The organism is Bacillus sp. JH7, from assembly GCF_001563515.1.
Lineage (GTDB): Bacteria > Bacillota > Bacilli > Bacillales > Bacillaceae_G > Bacillus_A > Bacillus_A cereus.
Genome location: NZ_LPUS01000001.1, coordinates 2,865,198 through 2,887,431 on the forward strand (window position 1 = coordinate 2,865,198; position 22,234 = coordinate 2,887,431).

Consider the following 22,234-nt stretch of genomic DNA (forward strand, 5'->3'; position numbering starts at 1 on the left):
TAAGCTTATAACTTTATAATATCACAGCAACAAACAAACTCAAATAATAACACTTATATTTAGAAGCTTTTTCCTTTTTAAAATAAAAATAAAAAGACTGTTTGTTGTTATCTAAAATTAGTAACAACAAACAGTCTTACTTATGTAGCGATCTAGATTCGTATTTTACTTACTTAATTAACTAATCCAAATGCATACGACATTAACTTATTTGTCTCTGTAAAACGTTTTGTTTTACTTGATGTCCCCATGACCACTGTAATAATTCGATTATCACCTTGCTTTGCAGTCCCAGTAAAACAGTATCCTGCGCTATCTGTAAATCCAGTCTTTAGTCCGTCCATTCCTTCTATATATAAACTTTTATTATTTTTGTTTAACATGTCGTTTGTGCTTATAACATTAATATTATTAAATGCTAGCTGACTTTGACGTAAGTGAGTCACTTCTAATATTTCCGGATAATCTTTTATAAGATGATACGCCAATTGCGCTACATCAGCAGCCGTCATTTTTGTTTCACTTCCATCTGGCTCTTGTAATCCAGAAGCATTTGCAAATTTAGCATGTTCCGACATTTTTAACTGTTTCGCTTTTGCATCCATAAGCTGAACGAAATCTTTCTCCGATTTTGCCATATGTTCTGCTAAGGCCACAGCCGAATTATTAGCTGACTCAATCATTAATGCATGATATAAATCTTTAACAGTTAATGTGTCATTAACTTGTACTGGGATTCTCGCTCCTTCTGTTTGTGCCGCCTTCGCACTCATTTTTACTGGATCTTCCCAGCGAACTTTCCCGTTATGTATACTCTCTAGTAAGAGATACGCTGTCATCATCTTAGACATACTAGCCGGTGCAAAAGCTTCATTTTCATTATATTGATAAATAATATCTCCATCACTCGCATCGATAATCATAGCTGCTTTTGCGTTAATTTCTGGTGGGATGTACTTTGGCGGGACTACTTTTTCAGTAAATCCTGCTTTAGGTAGTTCTGCCACTTGCAAAGGTTGTCCCTCTACATTCGCTATGCTCTTTTGATTTCCTTGGAATAAGAACCAACATATCCCTAAAATAATAACTAATAGGACTGTCATCCTTCCCCATTTTAACCGATTCATTTCAAAACTCCTTTAGCAAACCTTTTATACACTCATATTTAACCTTAACAACAATTCCTTTATATAGTCAAGGTAAAAGGTATATTTATTCATATACAGCAATGATTATTTTAATTTATTTATGTTAAACTTACAATATTGAAACGTAAGAATATTCAATAATAAAATCTCGTAAATAAAGCGAAACTTTAATCAGCCCCCCAATCGGGCTACCCGTCAAATAGCGAGATAAACTATTTAATAGAAGGGATTCATACAAATGCTACTTCCAAAATCATTAAAATACGGAGACACAATTGGGATCTACTCCCCTTCTTCACCAGTAACCTACACTTCTCCAAAAAGATTTGAACGAGCAAAATCTTACTTACAACAGAAAGGGTTTCATATATTAGAAGGTTCATTAACAGGTCGATATGATTTTTATCGTTCTGGTAGTATACAAGAGCGTGCTGAGGAGCTAAATGTCTTGATAAGAAATCCTAATGTTTCTTGTATTATGTCAACAATTGGTGGGATGAATTCAAATTCAATATTACCTTATATTGATTATGATGCTTTTCTAAAGAACCCTAAAATAATGATTGGGTATTCAGATGCAACTGCTTTATTACTAGGAATTTACGCCAAAACAGGAATCCCTACATTTTATGGACCAGCTCTCGTCCCTTCCTTTGGCGAATTTGAACCTTTTGTTGATTGTACATACAAATATTTTTCTGAAACTTTACTACATGATCATTCTCTTCCTTATCATATAAAACAACCATTATTTTGGTCAGATGAATTTATTAATTGGGAAGAAAAGACGAAGGAGAAAGAACTTCGACCAAACGATTGGATTTCAGTAATTGATGGAAAAGCTACTGGGCGTATTATTGGCGGGAATTTAAACACGATACAAGGAATTTTGGGTAGTCCCTATATGCCACATATTCAAAAAGGCGACATTCTCTTTATTGAGGACAGTTCAAAAGATGCAGCTACTATTGAAAGAAGCTTTTCATTACTTAAAATTAACGGTGTATTCGATAAAATTTCAGGTATTATTCTTGGAAAACACGAGCAATTTGATGATTGTGGTACCAATCGAAAACCTTTTGAAATACTATTAGAAGTACTTCAAAATCAAAGAATTCCTTTTCTAGCTGACTTCGATTGTTGTCATACACATCCAATGATTACCATACCTATCGGTGTTCAAGTAGAGTTGGATGCAAAAAATAAATCGATACATATTGTAGAACCTTGGAAAAAATGAATGCATAGCTTCTATTGTTTTACAATAAAAGCCATGATACTATGTAATTTGGAATGTGAAAGGTTAAACAAAATACGTTCCAATATATATCATTAGAAAAATTAGGTATAAATATATATTTATATGCAAAAGAGAGTGAATAAATGAAACCAACTATTAAAAATTACGTATTTTTACATGTAGCTTTTTTGATATATTCTATCATTATGGTTTACATGAAATGGGCAGCTAAATTCCCCATTGCTTCCATCTCATTTTTTGTTGCTTATTTCGGACTAGTTATACTTTTATTCGGATATGCAATTTTATGGCAACAAGTAATTAAACATTTCGAAATTTCAAAAGCATATTCACATCGCGGAATTATTATACTATGGTCAATGCTTTGGTCAGTATTTCTATTTGGAGATACGATTCAGTGGAATCATTTACTTGGTGCGGCTATTATTATCGTCGGAATTGTGGTGGTGACAAAAGATGAATAGTTATATGTTATTATTTATTTTCGGGATAATTTTAGCTAATTACTCACAAATATTATTAAAAAAAGCTACTTTGCAACAATACGATTCTAGAATAAAAGAATATGTGAATCCTTATGTTATTATCGGCTACTCTTTATTTGTAATTAACGCCGGATTAAATGTTATCGCCATGAAGGGCATGGCATTAAAACAAGCATCAGCATTAGAATCCTTAAGTTATATCATCATATTAATTTTTGGTTGGTATTTCCTAGGAGAAAAAATAACGAAACGTAAACTCATCGGCAACATGATTATTATCGTTGGTGTAATCGTTTATTGTATCCAATAGTAAAAAGCTCCGTTTATCACAAACGGAGCTTTTTACTATTGACCTAAATTTTGCACTTTATCTTTCAAATCTCGAACTTGATCTACCGTCTGCATAAGCTCAGAGCTTTTAAATTGCTCTACATCCACTTTGCCTTCTTCTATCTTTGTCTTCGCCGTATCAATTAACGTATTTAACTTTTCGTTATATCCGACGATTTGTTGATGAAGATCCTTTGCTACATCAGGTGGCGTTAATTCATTGAATGCGGGTATATCTTGTTTAATTTCACTAAGCTTCGTTTCTAATTCTTTTCGAGCCTCGCTATCATTAACGGCCTTTTCTGCTAATGCTGGTGCATCATTTGCAAATGCACTTATTTCATTTACATAGTCTGTCGCCTTTTGAGCATAATCTATGGAGTTCTTTCCTTCTTCCACTATTGAACATCCCATTAAACCAATTGAAACTATGAATACTAATACAATTGATTTTATTTTCATTTTAGACCCCCTTCGTTCTTATAATTGTCTGTAATTTTCTCTATACATAACTTCTAGCTAAATTGTTTATAACCTTTTTCAAATAGCTATTTACCCTCTTACATGCCCTATTATCGTTACAACATCTATTTCTATATGTACGCTTATAATATCTTCAATTATATCCATATACCCTTGTCCTATAGCTGTTCCATAGTGTAATGTAAGCCCCTTCTTTTCATACACTGACTTTGGCACTGAAAAAATAAATCTCCTCAAGTTTCTTTCATCAGCTGGTTCCATAATTAAAACAATCCCATCCTCATCAAACATATACGCTCGCCCTCCAACTTTACATTCACTATGGCTCAGTATTGCCTTGGTCAGCAAAATTTAAAACATAATAAGTTAAGATACACTCTGCTCTATCATAAAGTGAAACTTTAATTAGCCCTCACCAGTCGACTCTTTATCGGCAAATAGCGGGATAAAAATAAAAAGCATTCATTCTTTTTTGTTAAGAATAAATGCTTTTAAAAAAATCAATTTCTAACTCTAGCATCTTTTTTTGACGAGGTTTTACTTTCCTTACGGGAACTCCAGCGTAAATATACCAATCATCTAAACTCTCTTTTACCATACTCATCGCGCCGACTGCCGTACCTTCTCCTACAATTACATTTGGAAAAATAATAGAATTAGCACCAATAATCACATGTTTTTTTAAAATAACTTTTTCTGCTTTCACATTCCTATATTGATTCGGGACGGTTGGCCCCATTAATGTATTTCCACTGAAATCATCAAGTACTGCATATACGATTGTTTTAGCTGATATGTTTGCAAAATCATGCATTTCAATCCCAACTTCCCCTCCATATAACGCTGTATACGCTGATATGTGCGAATAACTTCCAATTGTGATTTTACCACTTAAAATGCAAAAATCATCAATTCTTACATGATTGCCAACTGATATAGCACTCGGATTATATATACTTGCTTTTTTACTAACCAATACATTTTTCCCAACAGATAAAAATCCAATTTCCTTTAGTTCTTCTTGACTATAAAAACTATTCATCTACCGACACCACCTTCTGCTCTAAACAGATTACAATTTGCTCTACTAGTTCTTTCGTCATTCCTTCCCATAAAGGTAAACTTACGATTCGTTTTGCTATTTTATTCGTCTTTGTTAAATCTGTAGACTTATAGTTTTTAAAAAGAACTTGTTGGTGGCAAGATGGTGAAAAGTATAATCTAGCTTCTATTTTCTGTTTTTTCAGTTCTTCTATTACTTGTATGTTGCGAACTTCTTCTGGACAAATGATAGGCATAAATTGGTGAATAACTGCTTCTGTCTTTTGGACTTTCCACCCTTTTTTCATTAACCCAGTATTTTGTAACAACTGTTTATACCATTCAGAAATACGAGTGCGTTCTTTTAATTTTTGATCCCACTTTTTTATAGTCGCAATCCCAATAGCTGCTGCGTATTCAGACATTTTACAATTAAACCCCATCATCGTGCATTCACGATTTCTATCAAATCCGAAATTCCCCATTCTTTTAATACGTTGTATATCTTCTTCGTTTTTACTATATATGAGCCCTCCTTCACCAATTCCGAAAGGCTTTGTTGCATGAAAGCTATATACGATCATTCCACTAAAATCTTGACCGTAATGCATTCCTCCATTCATTAAACCAAATCCCGGCGCCGCATCTACGACAACCGGAATCCCCTTCTTCTCTAATTCTTCATATTCTTCTAAGTTCATCCATGATCCAAAAGTGGCGTACGGGACAACAATCGCAACCTCTTCTTTTAATTCTTCTATCTTATGCAAAAGTACGGTTTTATCCATATACCAATCATCTATTGAAATATCAATAAAGTAAGGTTCCAATCCACACCAAATAGCGGCTAAGGCAGTCGCAGGGAATGTAAAGCTAGGCATGAGAGCATACTTTCCCTTTCTTCTTTTCTTTAGTTGAATAGCCGCCATTAACCCTAACGTTGCGTTTGCTACTGTTGTAACAGCTCCCCTGTTTTGAAAAAATGACGACATAATTGTTTCCTCAAAACGTTGATTTATAGGTCCATAATTCGTATATATGTGAGATGTATCAATTTCCTTCAATTCATCCAAATACTCACTTACAGGTACAGTTGAAGCACGTAAAAAAGGAATACTCTCCATATCTATCTATTCCTTCCTATCATTTTCGGACAATATAGAGCATATCTGTTTCAGATAATCCAAATTTCCTAGCACTTTTCATTCCTTGTTTTTCCGCTATGTTATATAATTCTACCTTAAATCCTGCATTCATTAATCGTTGAATAAATCCCGATTGATTGTAAATTCTCACATGATCTTCTTGACCAAAAGCTAATTTCCTCAATTGTGGTGTTACAATTAATTCATTCTCTATAATAAAATCTACATTCATTACGATCGGTACTTGAATAATTCCCCATCCATTTGGCTTTAACACTCTATATAACTCTCGCATTGCTTTGTCATCATCAGGAACGTGTTCTAACACATGGCTACATACTATTACATCAAAAGTATTACTATCATATGTAATCCTTGTAACATCAATTTCCTTCATTAATGGATCCTTTGGTTCTAAGTCACCACATACATACGTAATATTTTTATACTCGTTAAACCAATCTCTTAACTTTGCTTCAGGTGCAATATGAAGCATAGTATATTTTCTATTTAACAAGTCCGTTTCCGTTTCAATGTACGCACGGTACAATCTTTCACGATCCATCGAATTACAAACTGGACATATCCCTGTATCTTTATTCCACATTTCAAATTTATATTTCGGAAAATCATAATGTGCTGGCCAAGGTGAAAATTTTTCAAATTGTTGATTGCAATATTGACAATAACAACATTCTTTCTCGAACATATGAGCAACTAACTTGTTTAAGCCTTTTTTTATCTTTTCATTATAAATTTGATCTAGTTCGCCATTTCTTACTGCATCCTTAACTATAAATCCCGCATTTTCTAAACAATAAGATAAACTCTCTTTATACTCACTTTCGGAGCTTAAAAACCCACTATTATATGCATCTATAATTAATTCAATCCACTCTTCAATTGTCATTAAAATAAAATGCATTTGTTTTTGATTTTGTCCACTATGCTGTCTAAAATAACTAAGAGGTTCATGTATATAAACTACTTTTCCTTTCCTCATCATATCTAGCCAAGTTGCAATGTCATTAATAGCGGAATAAGCCTTTCCTTTAAAATATCCAAACTTCCCGTCAAACAAATTCCGATTAAACAAAACAGTTGTCGGCTCACCAACTACATTTTTCAAGTTTTTTAACATATAATTCCCTAATTCTTTTCCTTCAAAAAGTGTAGTTTCTTTCGCGATTTTCATATTTAATGTTGAAGGTGGTAATATCTCTCCATTCTCATCAATCAGTTCACGATATGACGTCACAAATGAAATATTTTCTAACGTCAAAAAGTATTTCATCATTCTCTCGATCTTTTCATGATGAAATAAATCATCATCTAATAAAAAGTTTATATAGTCCCCATTCGCAAGTTCTACACACTTATTAAAGTTTTCGGCAACTAACGGCGTTTCATTTTTAACATATGTAATACACTCATATTCACGTAAGTACGGTTGAATCATAGCATTGACTTCATCATTTGTACTGTCGTCAGAAATAATAATTTCAATATTTTCATATGTTTGATTCAAAGCGCTGTTGAGTGCTAATTCCAAGTAATAAGGTCTATTGTATGCAGGAATAAGTATACTTACTTTCGGTAAAGAAGAATTATTATTTATATGTTGTTTTTTCTTTTCTATGTTTATTTTCTTCGCTCTAATTTTTTGGTAATAGTCTAATGTATATAATATTGATGATGGAACTATCCTTCTTGCATAATCTAGAAAATTAGTTATCGCTTTGTCTAACTCTTTTTCAGTGGATAAGAAACCATATTGTTCTCCTGCTATAATACTGTGTGAAAAATCTTCTAACCCATCCATCATTTTATTAGATTCATTTAACTGTTGATCTGGATGTAATCGAAAGTAACTAAGTGTCTCTGCTATATATACAGCTTTTCCTTTACTTAATAAAGATAACCATGAAGCTATATCTACGTTACATAAATACCGCCTCTTATCAAAAATCCCAAACGGTTCTTGTAAATCATTTTTACGAAATAAAACTGTTGTCGGTTCTCCAATATAATTTTTTTGATCCACAATTACCTTATTTCCTAATTCTGTTCCCGCTATAATGGTATCCTCTTCAAATAAACGGACAGTCGAATAAATATGTCGTAGCTCTTTTCCTTTATCATCAATGACTTGACGATGAGATGTTACAAGCTTAATTTCATTATCTAAATCATCGAAAAAATACTTCATCATTTTTTCAATTTTATTCACATGAAATACATCATCATCCATTAAAAAATTTATATATTCACCGTTCGCTTCATTAAATAACATTAGCGCATTTTCAAATTGTCCGAGAGTTGATCTATTTTTTATATAAATAATATTTGAATGATCACATAAGTATTTTTGTAACACTTTTTCTGTTTCATCATTCGTGCTGTCATCTCCAACTATAATTTCTATATTAGGGTACGTTTGTTCTAACACACTACATAGCGCCTTTTCAAAGTAACGAGGACGATTATACGTAGGAATTAATACACTTACCAACGGAAGTTGCTCTACCACCTCTTCAGTTCTTTCAATACGAGTTCTCATTTTAACTCTCTCACCTCTTCGCATATTATTTATATACGCGACACAAAAATCACATTACTTTAACTGTATGGAGCCTATATACTTTTATGCAAACATGAAACAAATTATCATACTTTTCGTTCCTGAATAAACATATTTAATAATGCGGACATTTTATTTGCACCTTTTTTATTCATATGATCACTATCATAAAAATCATCGTCACAAAATAATGGCGAATCAAATAGATCTATAATTTGAAAAGAATATTGAGTTTGAAAATCATTTATAACTTTATAAAAATCTTCTTTTAATTTCTTACTACTACAATTGAAATAATGTGAAGTAACTGGGAATACAACAATCAATGGTTTTATATCATTTTTTAACAGTAATTCTAAATATTTTTTAAAAATTATTTTATTTTCAACTAAAGTTTGAGGATACGCCAATTTAGCATGTGAAGCTGCTCTTATTTTCCCGTGTTCTTCAAAAGGAATGTGAAGAGGAGTGGTATTCCACTCAGCATTTATCCAAGGCAGTATCAATGATTCATCTTTTAGTTCATCTAATAAAATATATTCAAAATGCAAATTAAAAATAGAAAGAAGTGGTTTCGGAGTATTTAGATGGGAGAATCCATCAGTGGGTAGAGGAGAGTGAACTACAGTATGATGACCATCTTGAAACAATGGATAATATACTTTGTGAATTCTATATGATTCGGAGGATAACGACATATCAAAGTAAAACGAGAAATAGGCTATTCCTATTAAACAATATTGAAATGAATGATTGTTTGATAAAAGTTGTGACGCTATTAAATAATCATAGTATAGATCTTGCGATGGAAGTGTTAATTTTATTGACTTTTTTGAGAGAAGCTCCGTACTTATGCCACAATGCGGATAAGACAAACCGGTAGCAAACAATTCATACGTCGGATCACTCTTTGCTTTTTTCATAGAAATGTATAAAGACATAAGATCCGGATTTATTTGATAGATAGAAATTAATTTATCCTTCCATTCATACATGTATTTTGTTAAATTAATAATTTTTGAACTTTGCACGCCCCTATTTATCAAGTCATTTGTAAGTTTTTCTGCGTCCCCTCTCCAAATGACTATATATTGAAAAGAACTTTCTAGACGAACAACATCTGAAACGTCCACAACATGAACTATTGTTTTACATTTATTTTTGTCTAACGTATTTCGAATCCTATCCCCTGATAATTCATCACTTAAAACAATGATTTTATATTGTTCCTTCATGTACATCCCCTCCATTATATGTATAATATGAAATTCATTTTTAATTCGTAACAATCATATACACCTGCAATCTAACAAAAAAAATAGCTCCACCATTAGGCGTAGCTATTTTTACAATTATTGCTTATTCAAATTATATTCCTTTATCTAATTCATAAAGTTTACGATACTTTTCATTTTCTTTCAGAAGTTGTTTATGACTACCTTGCATGACAATTTGGCCACGATCAAGGAATATAACTTCGTCTACATGTTCTATTCCTACAAGATGGTGCGTAATCCAAATAACAGTCTTTTCTTCCGTTGCAGAAAACATTGTTTCAATTAAAGACAATTCTGTTTTTGGATCTAAACCGATAGTCGGTTCATCAAGTACAATAATTGGTGTTTCTTGCATAAGAGTTCTAGCAAAAGCAACCCTTTGTCTTTCCCCACCAGAAAACCGCTTTCCCATTTCATGCATTTTTGTTTGTAATCCGTCTGGAAGAGAAGTAACATGTGAAGCTAATTGTGCTTTCTCTAAAGCTTTCCATATCTCTTCATCCGTCGCCTCTGGTTTGCCAATTCGTACATTATTTCCAATTGTCGTATCAAACAAATGCGGCTTTTGATTTAATACAGAAATATATTTAGATAAAAGATTCGTATGAGCTCGTTCACCATTTAGTACAACTTGGCCATTTACTGGGCTTAACGCCCCTGTTAACAATTTTAGTAAAGTAGATTTCCCTGTCCCACTTCTCCCTAAAATAGCAATTTTCTTCCCTGCTTTTATTTGTAATGATACATCTTTTAATACAATCTCATTACTATCTGGATAACTATACGATACGTGATTCAGTTCAATATCTACATGTTTTGGTTCAATATAATCTTTCTCTCCATGCAAATCCGTTTCATCATGTAAAACACTATCACTTTCTACGCCATTAAGACGATGGGTAGATTCTACATACGACGGTATTCGATCAATGGCATCTGCAATAGGAATAAGCGCGTTCGTTACAGATAAAGTCATTAATACGAAAGCTGCGATAACTGTAGGAGCAATTTGTTCACTTGCCGCTTCATTCCCAGTCCATATGATCATCGAAATAACTACAATACCTACTACTAATTGAATGATACTGTCCCGAATATGATACCAGCGTTTCACTCTCTTTTCGATTTTTAACAACTGATCATTTTGTTTTACATACTCATTAATAAATTCATCTTTACGACCACTTGCTTGCCAATCAGATAATCCAAAAACAGCATCTGTCAGTTGTTGATACAAACGGTTTCTTCCTTGCTTTAAAGTAACATGATGTTTCTTCATCAAAAGTAATGATACAAACGGAAGAAGAAAAACGATAATAGCTAACATACAACCTACAATAAGTGCAAAAACAAAATCAAATGCACCGATAACAAGTACGAAGATACTATAAACAACTAGCGCTAATATGCTAGGAAATATTGTACGTAAATATAGGTTTTGCAAATGCTCTATATCTTCGGATAACACTCCTAACATATCACCCGTTTGAAATCGAGAACGGAAAAATAACGCCTGTGGTTCTACTATTCTATATAGCCTCGTTCTCATTTTTTCTAATATACGTAGTACGACATCATGTCCGACTAAGCGCTCTATATAATGAAATACAGCTTGCCCTATACTAAACGCTCTTGTTGCAACAATAGGAACATATACAGCCATTACATTTTCTGGTCTAAGGGCAGATTTTGAGATCAAATAACCTGAAATAAAAAGTAACATCGCTCCTGAACTAACTCCAAGAAGACCAAGGAAAATAGTTAAAGTCATTCTACCTTTATTTTGTTTTATATAAGGTTTAACCCAGTTACTCATTTCTCTCCCCTCTCTTCCCTATGAAAATGTAATGTCTCATTCTCTAAAAGTTCTTCATACGTCCCACTTTCTTTCATTTCCCCTTTATTTAAAATAAGAATATGGTCCATTTGTTTCATCCAATGTAGACGGTGGGTTGCTAAAAATACTAACTTTCCATTAAATAGACGTAACATCGCTTGCTTTATTTCAAATTCGGTTTCAATATCAAGATGTGCCGTAGGCTCATCTAATAAAATGATTGGTTTTTTACTTAAAAGCGCACGCGCCATAGCAACACGCTGTTCTTGTCCGCCACTTAGCATACGTCCACCTTCTCCAATTCTTTCGTGCATCCCATTTGGAAGTGATGTAACGAGTGAACGAAGGCCGACTTCATTAATAACTCTTTCAACTTCTTCATCTGTTGCATTTGTTTCATAAAAACGAATGTTATCCTTTAATGAAAGCGGAAAAATATAAGGTTGCTGCGGAATATAAGCGATATTTTTTTGCCAATCTTCACGAGTAGACCCGTCAATTTCCACACCATTTACAATCATCTTTCCAGCTGAAGGAGTTAAAAATCCTGCTAATACGTCGATTAACGTCGATTTGCCTGCACCACTTTCACCAATAACACCAATAGCACCGTTACCTTCCCAAGTAAAATTAATTCCTTCTAATATAGCCTTTTCAGATTCAGTATTATTAACTTTGATGTCTTGTAATTTCAAGCTACTAGAGGCATTCCATACTATATCTTCATTTAAATCTTTCTTTTGTATTCCTTTTTGTTGTTGCAAAATCTCTTCTATTTGCTCCATCGCAATTTGTCCATCTAATGTCGCATGATAATTTGCTCCCACTTGTTTAATCGGCAGAAAATATTCCGGAGCTAAAATCAAAATTGTAAGGGCTGGTAATAGTATAATCGTTCCATCTATTAAACGTATCCCTAATCCAACTGCCACAAACGCAATTGATAAACTCGTAAAGAAATCTAATGCAAAAGAAGAAAGAAAAGCAACTCGCAAAGTACGCATCGTTGCTTTTCTATACCTTTTACTTACTTTTTCAATCTTTCCTTCGTGCTGTTCACTTTTCCCTAAATACTTTAATGTTTCTAAACCTTTTAACGTATCTACAAAATGGTTCGAAAGTACACGATATATCTCGTACTGACTATCTGCCATTTTTTGCGCTGCTAATCCGAGAAGAATCATAAATATGATCACGATAGGAATCGTTACAACTAAAATGATTCCAGACTCAATATCTAGCGTAAAAACGTATAGTACAATTAGACCTGGAACGATGCTACTTCTAATCATTTTAGGAATCGTTAATTCAATATATGTTTTAAATTTCTCAATCCCTTCAATTGATAAGGTAACCAGATGACCAGTCCCAACAGTTTGAACATACCTTGGACCTAATGTGAAATATGCCTCTACTAGTTGTTTTCTTAGTAACGACCCTGTTTTTTCAGCAAAACGTTCCACTAATATTTGTGATGTTCGAACTACTATATGACGCGCTGCAAACGCGATACCAAAATAAACAATTTCACTTAATATTGTTTGTACTGTCTCTCCATGAAATAAAAACGTAATAGCTCGTGCTAAAAAGATTGTTTGCGCAATAATACTAAAAGCTTCTAAAATACTAATAATCGTTAACGCTACATATAAAATACGGCTACCGGGATAAGACGGAAGTCCTCTTTTTCTTTTCATTAGTACTCCAAATCGTTGTCTGACTTAACAGGTTGTCTAAATACATAATAACTCCATATTTGACTTCCGATAACGAAAGGCAAAATAGCAATCGCAAAGTAAGTCATAAGTTTTAATGCATAAGCTCCTGATGCTGCGTTGTAAATTGTCAAATCATTCATTGCTCCTAAAGAGCTAATCATAACACGTGGGAACATACCGATAAATACACTCGCACTTAGTAAAATGATTGTTAAACTCGTCATAAAGAAAGCCCAACCATCTCTTCTTCTTTTATTTAATAAAGTGGACACTAATAGTGCTACAAAAGCTCCGATTGGTACCATAATCCATTCTGTTCCATGAGCAGTGAAAATGTCGGTTTTCCATAACCCCACACCAGCAAAAACAAGAAGTGTAATTAATGAAAATGGTGCAATTTTTATTGCAGCAATTCGTGCACGTTCTCTCAATTTACCAGTTGTACGTATCGTAAGAAATTGTAATCCGTGAACAATACATAGTAGGAGAAACATTACTCCTCCAAGTAACGCAAATGGATGAAGTAATTGCAAGAATCCACCTACAACATTTTTACTCTCATCAATAGGTACACCTACCATAAAGTTTGCAATCGCAACTCCCCAAAGGATAGGAGGTAACATACTTCCAATAAACATCCCCCAATCCCATGCACTCTTCCATTTATGATTATCTATTTTCGCACGAAATTTAAAGGAAACACCTCTTAAAATTAAAGCAAGAAGCATAAATACAAATGGAATATAAAAACCACTAAATAAAGTTGCATACCAGTGCGGAAATGCCGCAAACATGGCTCCACCAGCACAAACAAGCCATACTTCATTCGCGTGCCAGAACGGTCCTATTGTATTTAAGTAAACTCGTTTTTCAAAATCATTCTTTCCTAAAAACCTCGAAACCATTCCTACCCCAAAGTCGAAACCTTCCAGTACGAAGAATCCAACAAACAAGATTGCAATAACTAAAAACCATAACTCATTAAGAGATAACATACTCTTCCTCCTTATCAAATGGATCATGGCTTTGATAATCCTTTTTCGTTTTCTTATTCTTGTGGCCCTTAATGGTACGAACAAATAAGTACACACAAATTCCACCCATAATTAAATACATTGATGTGAATGAAATAAGTGAGAATAATACTTCACCGAATGTTACATTTGGTGATACAGCATCTTCTGTTTTCATTACACCAAATACAACCCAAGGTTGACGACCCATTTCAGTCATAATCCACCCTACTGTATTACCGATGAATGGAAGAGAAATTGCATACACCATTAATTTTAAATACCACGTTTTTTCCGCTAAACGATCTTTTCTTGATAAGAACCATCCGTAAGCTCCTAGAAGAAGCATGAATGTTCCACTCATTACCATCGCTCTAAAACTCCAAAACATTGTATGCACTGGAGGAATATAATCTCCAGGTCCATATTTTTCCTCATATTGTTTTTGAATTTGATTCATCCCTTCAACTTGACCGCTAAACTTATCATACGATAATAGACTTAGCATATAAGGGATTTGAATTTCAAACGAATTTTCTTTCTTCTCTGTATCAATTTTCGAAAATACTGTAAATGGTGCTGGATCCTCACTTGTATTCCATAGCGCTTCAGCTGCCGCCATCTTCATTGGATGTGTCTTAATTAATTGTTGCGCTTGTGCATGACCGAAGAATAATACAAGCGCCGTTGTAATTGTTCCAACAATGATAGAAATTCGGAAAGATTTTTTAAATACTACAGTTTCTTGTCCTTTTGTAATTTTCCATGCACTTACACCAGCAATAAAGAATGCACCTGTTGCAATTGCCGCTGTAATTGTATGCGGGAATTGTACCCATAGTTGTGGGTTTTGAATAATGGCTAAGAAATCATTCATTTGCGCACGACCATCAGCTGCCATTTCATACCCGACAGGTGACTGCATAAATGCACTTGCAGTTAAAATCCAGAATGCTGATAACATCGTTCCAATTGAAAGGAGCCAAATACACATTAAGTGAATTCGCTTCGGTAATTTGTCCTCACCGAATACCCATAAACCTAGGAATGTAGACTCAATGAAAAATGCCAGTAATCCTTCAATTGCAAGCGAGGGACCAAATACATCACCTACAAAACGTGAATACGTTGACCAGTTCATACCAAACTGAAATTCTTGTAAAATACCTGTTACTACACCTACTGCAAAGTTAATAAGGAATAATTGCGTCCAAAACTTTGCCATCTTCTTATATACTTCTTGCCCTTTTACCACATACAACGTTTGCATGATCGCAATAATAAAAGCTAAACCAATTGATAGCGGAACAAAAAAGTAATGGAAAATCGTTGTTGATGCGAACTGTATTCGTGCCAATTCGAGCGTTTCCATACTAAAATCACTTCCTTCATAGTTTTTATAATAAAAGTTAATTGAGCAATCTTATCAAACTCAATTATTAAGAAATACGAAAAGACAAAAACATTTTGTATGTATTGTCGAAAAATATGAAGTTTCAGTTTTTCAAACTATTGTAATGCTATTTTTTACCTTTTCACTATTTCTGTAGTGTTTTATTCGTTAATCGAATTGTATAATATACCTGCATAGTAAATTCAGGTTATTTTTGACGTATTATTGACATCATTTTGTCTGAAATATGTCTTTTGTCATTTTTTTGAAGCAGATTTTTCTCATTAGCAAAATGTGTTTTTTCAATATACTTCTTACTTTTATATCTATAAAACAATCGTTTTTTCTTCATACGCTTGACTTTTACCCGAAAAAATGTCCTCGAAAGAAACCTCGATAAATGCTTATTTTTTGTCAAGAGAAAAATGTATTTCCAAAATTCAAACTCGAAATAATGTTATTCAAAAATAGAAAATAACTTCCCTCTTCCTCGACTAAAAGTTCATTTTTTTGTCATGTTTCCAGAACAAATAAAAAAACTGAGAGTCGATTAAACTCTCAGTTTTTTTTATTTATTTTGCTGTATGTTTTCTAACGGCTGGTAAAATTTCAGTAGCGATGAATTCAATATTTTTCTCAATTTTATCAAATGATACACCGCCAAAATCAATTTGTGCCATAAAGCGTTGTTGGCCAAACAATTCATATTGGTAAAGCATTTTCTCAATGATTTGTTGTGGGCTACCAACCATTAAAGCATCACGGTAATCTATTGCATTTGTAAATTGCTGTTTCGGATACCCACCACCGCGCAGTGTAAGCATACCAGCATTAATGTGAGGGTAATATTCACTAAGTGCATCTTGTGAATTTTTTGCCGTATAAAATAAACTCGTTGTTGCAACTGGCAAACTTGTTGGATTGAATCCACTTTGCGCAGCCGCCTCACGATAAGCATCTACTGATCCTTTAAAGTTAATAGCTGGACCACCTAGTGTTGTTATCATCATTGGCACACCTGCACGTCCTGCTTTAATTGCACTAGCTGGTGGACCTCCAACTGCACGCCAAATTGGTAAGTTATTATTTTTCGCTCTTGGAATAACCGATGCATGTGCGAGCGGTGCTCTAAACTGTCCATTCCATGTTACATGTTCCTCGTTATTAATTTTTAATAAAAGATCCATCTTCTCTTCGAATAATTCTTCATAATCATTCACGTCATAACCAAGTAAACTATATCCTCCAATACGAGATCCACGACCAGCCACAATTTCTGCACGTCCATTAGAAATCAAGTCAATTGTAGCAAAATCCTCATATACTCGTACCGGATCAGATGTACTTATTATCGTTGCTGAACTTGCAATTTTTATATTTTTCGTAGCTTGTGCAATAGCTCCTAAAATAACTGTATGAGCTTGTGTTGTAAAATGTGTTTGATGACTTTCACCGACAGCAAACACATCAAGCCCTGCCTCATCTGCTAACTTAGCTGTTTCAATTAATTCATGAATTCTTTGTTCCGTACTAATTTTCTCTCCATTATGCGGATTTAAAACATGATCCCCAATCGAATATAATCCAAACTCCATCCCTTTACTTGTATCCATACGGTATTTTTCCATCATTACTCTCTCCTTTAATGAAGTGTTATTAGTTTCTCTTTTAAAAACGTTTGTAAGTCAAATGTATTTTCCTATTGCCTATAACTTCACTTGATTAGTCAATTGATAGTGTAAAAAAAATTACTCTTGCGGTAATTCTTTTTTTTCACTATGCTTATGAACTTTCGTCATCAGCTCATATAATATTTTCTGCTCTTCTTCATTTAATACATCATCAAAAAACGATGATTGAAATGCAAGTTGCTCTGGCAATGCTCTCTCTAAAGCTGCTTCTCCTTGCTCTGTAAGACTAATTGTTTTCGTTTTCCAATCTTGTTTTCGTACAATATACCCTTCCTTTTCAAGACGAGTTAACATTCGAGAAATGCCACCTTGTGTAACAGTTACCTTTTCAGCTAACTCCATTTGTGTTAGTGGTTGATACGTACGTATTTGCAAAAGCACATCAAATTGAGCTGTCGTTAAATCAAAACGTTTTAAAAACTCATTTGACATTTGATTACTTTGGTTCGTAAATCGTATTAAACGTAACCATATTAATGATCCTATCGTATTATCACGCATGTTTGATCACTTCCTATCGTGAATCTTACTATCACTTTACTACGCAAGTGATAAAAAAGCAAGAGAAAATGTAATAAATATAGCGATAGAGTATTGCATAAATAATGAAAAGTAAGAATTCATATAAACATGAATTCTTACTTTTCATTATTCTTAGCTTTTCATTTCATTCATTACTATATTTAAAGCTGACATAGCTTTTGGCCAACCAACGTAAAAAGCCATATGTGTTATTAATGCAACCAATTCATTCTCCTTAATCCCATTTTGTTTAGCTAGCTTCAGATGAAATGGTAATTGTTCTGTATTACCGAGACTGATTAGTGCTGACACAGTACACAAACTTCTTTCCCTTAATGTTAAAGTGGCATCCCGCCACACTTCCTCAAATAATATCTTTTCACTATAATGAGCAAATGCAGGTGCCATTTCTCTCATTTTCTTTTTAATATGTACTTCAATAAGTTCATTTTTCATTTTTTCTCCCTTTATTTTCACCATTTGTGCTATTCCTTGACCAAATGACCAGTTTTCAGCAGCTGTCTCATTTATTGTAATAAAAATATCCGAAGTTTTAACATCGGAATATTCCGTAATCTTCAAGGATACCGATTGATACAAATCTTTTTTCTGTTGCACCGTTCTTCCCGGTCCACATGTAATAGAAACATAAATCATATTCTCTGTTCTCTTTTCTCCTCTTTCCAACAAATAATATGGATTATATAAAAATTTGTTTTGTTGGTAAGGTAAGAACATTTGAAAATAATCATTTTCAGGGATGTTAAAATGTTCAATTAATGAAAGATGGATACATTCCCCCATTTTTTCCAACTCTTCTTCATTTAATATGTTTTCAGGATAATAAATCTTCACAAAAGGCATAGACTTTCATTCCTTTTCTTATTTTTAATATACAACAAAATTTCATCGTGAAATGTGTAAAATCTCATATACTGTAACACCCTTATTCACTACAATTTCAGGCTTCTCTTCATAAAACTCAAACCTACTATATCCCCATTTATCCGGATTATAAACGATTATATTCCCTAAACACTTTTCATTGTTTTGTACATTTTCATTCATCGTGTTTAATTGAGTCCCAATCAGCGTTTTACTTTGCGAAATACTTCCTGCATATTCAACAACATATCTACTTTTCTTAAATCCATCACTTAGATTAACAACTAATGGAACACCTATATGTATTTGTTGCCAACCAAACGATTGTAAAATATTATCGTAATACCCTTCAAAGATAAATTTATTCATCCCTTCATGCCCATTCCAAATATATAAAGGTGCATAGCAGTTATAAAAATCCCCGTCTTTCTCCGTTTCCGTAATTAAATAAGCTTTAAAATTTAGTGCTTGGAAACCATCAGTTTTATAGCCATTATCCTTTACCCTTTTCTTAATAATTTCCATGTCATAATCCTTTGGAAGAATGACCTTATATTGCATTCCAATCATGTTTATCACTCACTTTCAATCTTATATACATTATGATAAATCGATAAGTGGCTAACGTAAAATAGGTATAAATTATGTTTGGTATCATTTATAATGATAGTGCATAAGGGGCTGAGATACTTGGAAATAAATGATCTTATTATATTCAAAACTGTAGCCAGTGAGGGTTCTATTAGTAAAGCTGCTAAAGAGTTAGGATATGTTCAACCGAACGTAACTGAGCGAATTAAAAAATTAGAACAAGAGTTAGAAACACCTTTACTACATAGAGATAACAAAGGCGTTTCCTTATTACCTGCTGGTGACATTTTATTAGATTACACGAATAAAATATTAACTCTATTAGAAGAAGTAAAAGATGAAATTAAAACGAGTGGTTCTTCTTATATAATAGCGACGTCACAATCTATTTTGACAAATTATTTAAGTAAGCGTATTGAAGAAAACTTTAGAAATTATCAAATATATGTAGAAAGTAGTAGTCATTTGCAAAAATTACTGCAGCAACAAAAAGTTGATATGGTCATAACTTATGAGGATTATCCTGACGCATCGTTTAAAAAAGTGTTCACGACCTCAATTTCTGTAGGCTTATTAAAAGCGAAAGAAAAATGTACCATTGATTATTCAAAAGAAATTTTCTTCGTTAGTAATGACAAAAAGTGCCCTTTTAGAAATAAGACGATACAATTTCTAAAAGAAAATAATTTATCTCGGCGTCAACTTCAACAATTAGATTCTTATTCGCTTATGGAAGAGTTTATTCAGGACGGAAAAGGGATAGCCTTTTTGCCGATTAAAAATGATAAATTGGTACCAATTGAAGATGTTCCAGTTGAGAAATTAGCTGTTCATTTTTTTACAAATCAAAACTCTTTCAAACAAATCCCTGATGAACTATTTGGTTAATAAAAAATCCCTCCTTTATGAATCTAAAAGAGGGATTTTCATATTCTATACAATTGATTTTTCACACATTTTGCTCCACTTCTGCACTTTTCTCCTTCTTATTCCGTTTCATATTCTTCAGTCCCTTAACCGTGCCAACTAATCCTTTCGGGAAAACTAGCAATACGATAATGTACAATAAACCAAGAATAATTGTCCATCGTTCAAAGATCGGATACTCTGTAGCTAGTTCTGATAAATAATATTTTAGAGATTCAATAATTCCAGCTCCTGCAATTGCTCCAATTAACGTTCCAACCCCACCAATCATCGTCATCAATAATGCATTTAATGTCATTTCAATTGAAAATACAGTCGTATTAACAAAACGCAATGTGATAACAAATAAACCACCGCTAATCGCAGCTACTACTCCTGCAACAATGCTAGCAATAATTTTATAATGAAGCACTTTATATCCTAGTGCTTCAACACGTTGCTCATTTTGGGAAATTGCCTTTAATACTTTTCCAATAGAAGATTTGGTGAAAAGACGTAACAGAACAAAAATGATAAGTAAACATATAAGTGTTACATAATAAAACGTAAAACGATCACGGAATACGTCTGGTACCCCAAATGTAAAACCATCTCCTCCGTGAGTAAGCCCACGCCATTTTTCAGCAAGTACGAAAAATAACTGTGAAATAGCAAGTGTTAACATTGCATAAAAATGACTTTTCAATCGTAAAGAAAGCAAACCAATTATATAACTAACGATTGCTGAAACGATAATTGCAGCTACTATTCCAATTAAAAAGTTCGTTATTGATACGCCTTGTCGATCAAATAAAAGCGCTACCCCATATGCTCCTATCCCAAAGAACATACAATGACCGAACGATACAATTCCTGTATACCCAAGCAATACATCAAAACTCATTGCAAAAATAGCAAAGATGAAGATTTGAGTGAACAAAATTAACAGGCTCCGTGAATCATTTACGAACGGAAATCCACTTAAACAAATGAGCATACATACTCCGAAGTATACTTTAATTCGGTCCGATGTGTTGTTCACCATTTCACCCCTTTTCACCAACAAGTCCAGTTGGCTTCACTATTAAGAAAAATAGTAACATTAACATATTAATTGCAAGTGATAAATCTGGTATAAAATACGCTGTAAAAGCACCAGCTAATCCGACAATTAAAGAAGCAATAGCTGAACCTTGAACGCTTCCTAATCCACCGATAATTACTACTATAAAAGCTAAAATTGCATACTGCATGCCCATCTCGGCGAAAATAACGCCCGAATACGGTGCTAATAAGAATCCTCCCAAAGCTGCCATCCCTGCCCCTAATAAAAAGACGAAAGAAAATATCGCTTTTACATTAATACCAAGCGCTTGAACCATTTCTTTATCCATTACACCTGCACGGATCATAAGACCTATCTTCGTCTTTTTGAGTAATAGTAGTAGTGCAATGTAAATAATTATCCCAATTAAAATAACGAATAGACGATATTTAATTAATATAATACCTCCGAATGTAAAACTTCCTTGTAACCATAACGGTAATTTTGCACTAATAGGGTTTGGCCCCCAAAATATTTTAATACACTCACTAAGAACGAGCATTCCTCCAAGCGTAACGAGCAGCTGTCGAACATGATTTCCATATACCGGTCTAATAAGAAACCTTTCTAAAATAAATCCTAGGAACATTCCCATGGCTACTGCTCCAACTAAAGCTAATATATAACTTCCTGTCATATTAAATAACCAAACACCTGTAAATGCTCCCCATGCAAATAAACCACCGTGTGCAAAGTTTAAAACGCTCATTAGACCGAAAATAAGTGAAAGACCTGATGCTAACAAAAAAATGAGCATCCCTGTTGAAATCCCATTTACAAATAAATTGATTAACACATCCATCCTTTTCACCTCGGATTCAT

The 22,234-nt window shown here is 33.4% G+C and carries 21 protein-coding genes and 1 pseudogene; 4 read left to right on the top strand and 18 right to left on the bottom strand.

Annotated features, from left to right (window positions below; translation table 11 throughout):
- Nucleotides 1-173: 173 nt before the first annotated feature.
- Entirely contained in the window at nt 174-1,127 is a 954-nt protein-coding gene (locus AU379_RS14350) for a D-alanyl-D-alanine carboxypeptidase family protein (RefSeq protein WP_001080870.1), read from the bottom strand.
- A 259-nt stretch (nt 1,128-1,386) separates the two neighbouring features.
- Between AU379_RS14350 and AU379_RS14355 the strand changes: the two genes are divergently transcribed.
- The 3 genes from AU379_RS14355 (at nt 1,387) to AU379_RS14365 (ending at nt 3,204) form a co-directional block, all read left to right on the top strand.
- The gene (locus AU379_RS14355; protein WP_061139430.1) at nt 1,387-2,388 is read left to right on the top strand and encodes a S66 peptidase family protein; all 1,002 of its coding nucleotides are present in this window, start codon (nt 1,387-1,389) and stop codon (nt 2,386-2,388) included.
- A 143-nt stretch (nt 2,389-2,531) separates the two neighbouring features.
- Entirely contained in the window at nt 2,532-2,873 is a 342-nt protein-coding gene (locus tag AU379_RS14360; RefSeq protein ID WP_000805125.1) for an EamA family transporter, read from the top strand.
- Nucleotides 2,866-3,204 carry an EamA family transporter gene (locus tag AU379_RS14365; protein ID WP_001089868.1) on the top strand — a complete coding sequence of 113 codons (339 nt, stop codon included), beginning with the start codon at nt 2,866-2,868 and terminating at the stop codon, nt 3,202-3,204. Before AU379_RS14360 ends, AU379_RS14365 begins: the two co-directional genes overlap by 8 nt.
- Before the next feature lie 35 nt (nt 3,205-3,239).
- Here the strand turns inward: AU379_RS14365 and AU379_RS14370 are convergent, their stop codons facing one another.
- From AU379_RS14370 to AU379_RS14435, 15 genes and pseudogenes are all read right to left on the bottom strand, one after another.
- Nucleotides 3,240-3,686: a DUF6376 family protein gene (locus tag AU379_RS14370; protein ID WP_000695230.1), complete on the bottom strand. Its 447-nt coding sequence runs from the start codon at nt 3,684-3,686 to the stop codon at nt 3,240-3,242.
- Between the two features lie 90 nt (nt 3,687-3,776).
- Nucleotides 3,777-3,998, bottom strand: coding sequence for a hypothetical protein (locus tag AU379_RS14375; RefSeq protein ID WP_000459099.1), 222 nt, complete (start codon nt 3,996-3,998; stop codon nt 3,777-3,779).
- A 184-nt stretch (nt 3,999-4,182) separates the two neighbouring features.
- Nucleotides 4,183-4,749 carry an acyltransferase gene (locus AU379_RS14380; protein WP_061139431.1) on the bottom strand — a complete coding sequence of 189 codons (567 nt, stop codon included), beginning with the start codon at nt 4,747-4,749 and terminating at the stop codon, nt 4,183-4,185.
- The gene (locus AU379_RS14385) at nt 4,742-5,872 is read right to left on the bottom strand and encodes a DegT/DnrJ/EryC1/StrS family aminotransferase (protein WP_000443946.1); all 1,131 of its coding nucleotides are present in this window, start codon (nt 5,870-5,872) and stop codon (nt 4,742-4,744) included. The genes AU379_RS14380 and AU379_RS14385 overlap by 8 nt, the downstream gene beginning before the upstream one ends.
- Before the next feature lie 19 nt (nt 5,873-5,891).
- Entirely contained in the window at nt 5,892-8,453 is a 2,562-nt protein-coding gene (locus AU379_RS14390) for a glycosyltransferase (RefSeq protein ID WP_001260425.1), read from the bottom strand.
- Between the two features lie 107 nt (nt 8,454-8,560).
- The gene (locus tag AU379_RS14395) at nt 8,561-9,709 is read right to left on the bottom strand and encodes a hypothetical protein (RefSeq protein WP_061139432.1); all 1,149 of its coding nucleotides are present in this window, start codon (nt 9,707-9,709) and stop codon (nt 8,561-8,563) included.
- A gap of 133 nt (nt 9,710-9,842) precedes the next feature.
- A complete protein-coding gene (cydC, locus tag AU379_RS14400) occupies nt 9,843-11,567 on the bottom strand; it encodes a thiol reductant ABC exporter subunit CydC (RefSeq protein WP_000073645.1) in 1,725 nt (574 codons plus the stop codon).
- Entirely contained in the window at nt 11,564-13,285 is a 1,722-nt protein-coding gene (gene cydD, locus AU379_RS14405) for a thiol reductant ABC exporter subunit CydD (protein WP_000824028.1), read from the bottom strand. The genes cydC and cydD overlap by 4 nt, the downstream gene beginning before the upstream one ends.
- Nucleotides 13,285-14,301: a cytochrome d ubiquinol oxidase subunit II gene (gene cydB, locus AU379_RS14410; protein WP_000950083.1), complete on the bottom strand. Its 1,017-nt coding sequence runs from the start codon at nt 14,299-14,301 to the stop codon at nt 13,285-13,287. The genes cydD and cydB overlap by 1 nt, the downstream gene beginning before the upstream one ends.
- On the bottom strand, nt 14,288-15,691 hold the full coding sequence (cydA, locus tag AU379_RS14415; RefSeq protein WP_000448869.1) for a cytochrome ubiquinol oxidase subunit I: 1,404 nt from the start codon (nt 15,689-15,691) through the stop codon (nt 14,288-14,290). Before cydA ends, cydB begins: the two co-directional genes overlap by 14 nt.
- A 593-nt stretch (nt 15,692-16,284) precedes the next feature.
- Nucleotides 16,285-17,340 (bottom strand): LLM class flavin-dependent oxidoreductase, encoded by a 1,056-nt coding sequence (locus AU379_RS14420; RefSeq protein WP_000417583.1) that lies wholly within the window; start codon nt 17,338-17,340, stop codon nt 16,285-16,287.
- Nucleotides 17,341-17,460: 120 nt separating this feature from the next.
- Entirely contained in the window at nt 17,461-17,904 is a 444-nt protein-coding gene (locus AU379_RS14425) for a MarR family transcriptional regulator (RefSeq protein ID WP_001205523.1), read from the bottom strand.
- A 153-nt stretch (nt 17,905-18,057) separates the two neighbouring features.
- A complete protein-coding gene (locus tag AU379_RS30985; RefSeq protein WP_033687717.1) occupies nt 18,058-18,381 on the bottom strand; it encodes a carboxymuconolactone decarboxylase family protein in 324 nt (107 codons plus the stop codon).
- Nucleotides 18,382-18,384: 3 nt separating this feature from the next.
- Nucleotides 18,385-18,789 (bottom strand): annotated as a pseudogene (locus AU379_RS30990) (tautomerase family protein); the annotation flags it as partial.
- Nucleotides 18,790-18,831: 42 nt separating this feature from the next.
- On the bottom strand, nt 18,832-19,380 hold the full coding sequence (locus tag AU379_RS14435) for a DUF4865 family protein (RefSeq protein WP_061139433.1): 549 nt from the start codon (nt 19,378-19,380) through the stop codon (nt 18,832-18,834).
- Between the two features lie 120 nt (nt 19,381-19,500).
- Between AU379_RS14435 and AU379_RS14440 the strand changes: the two genes are divergently transcribed.
- Nucleotides 19,501-20,289, top strand: a complete 789-nt coding sequence (locus tag AU379_RS14440) for a LysR family transcriptional regulator (RefSeq protein ID WP_061139434.1) — start codon at nt 19,501-19,503, stop codon at nt 20,287-20,289.
- Between the two features lie 61 nt (nt 20,290-20,350).
- Here AU379_RS14440 and AU379_RS14445 read toward each other — a convergent pair whose 3' ends face one another.
- Together AU379_RS14445 and AU379_RS14450 are read right to left on the bottom strand one after the other, a co-directional pair.
- Nucleotides 20,351-21,304, bottom strand: coding sequence for a branched-chain amino acid ABC transporter permease (locus tag AU379_RS14445; protein WP_041184025.1), 954 nt, complete (start codon nt 21,302-21,304; stop codon nt 20,351-20,353).
- Between the two features lie 49 nt (nt 21,305-21,353).
- Entirely contained in the window at nt 21,354-22,214 is an 861-nt protein-coding gene (locus AU379_RS14450; RefSeq protein ID WP_000382787.1) for a branched-chain amino acid ABC transporter permease, read from the bottom strand.
- Nucleotides 22,215-22,234: the final 20 nt, after the last annotated feature.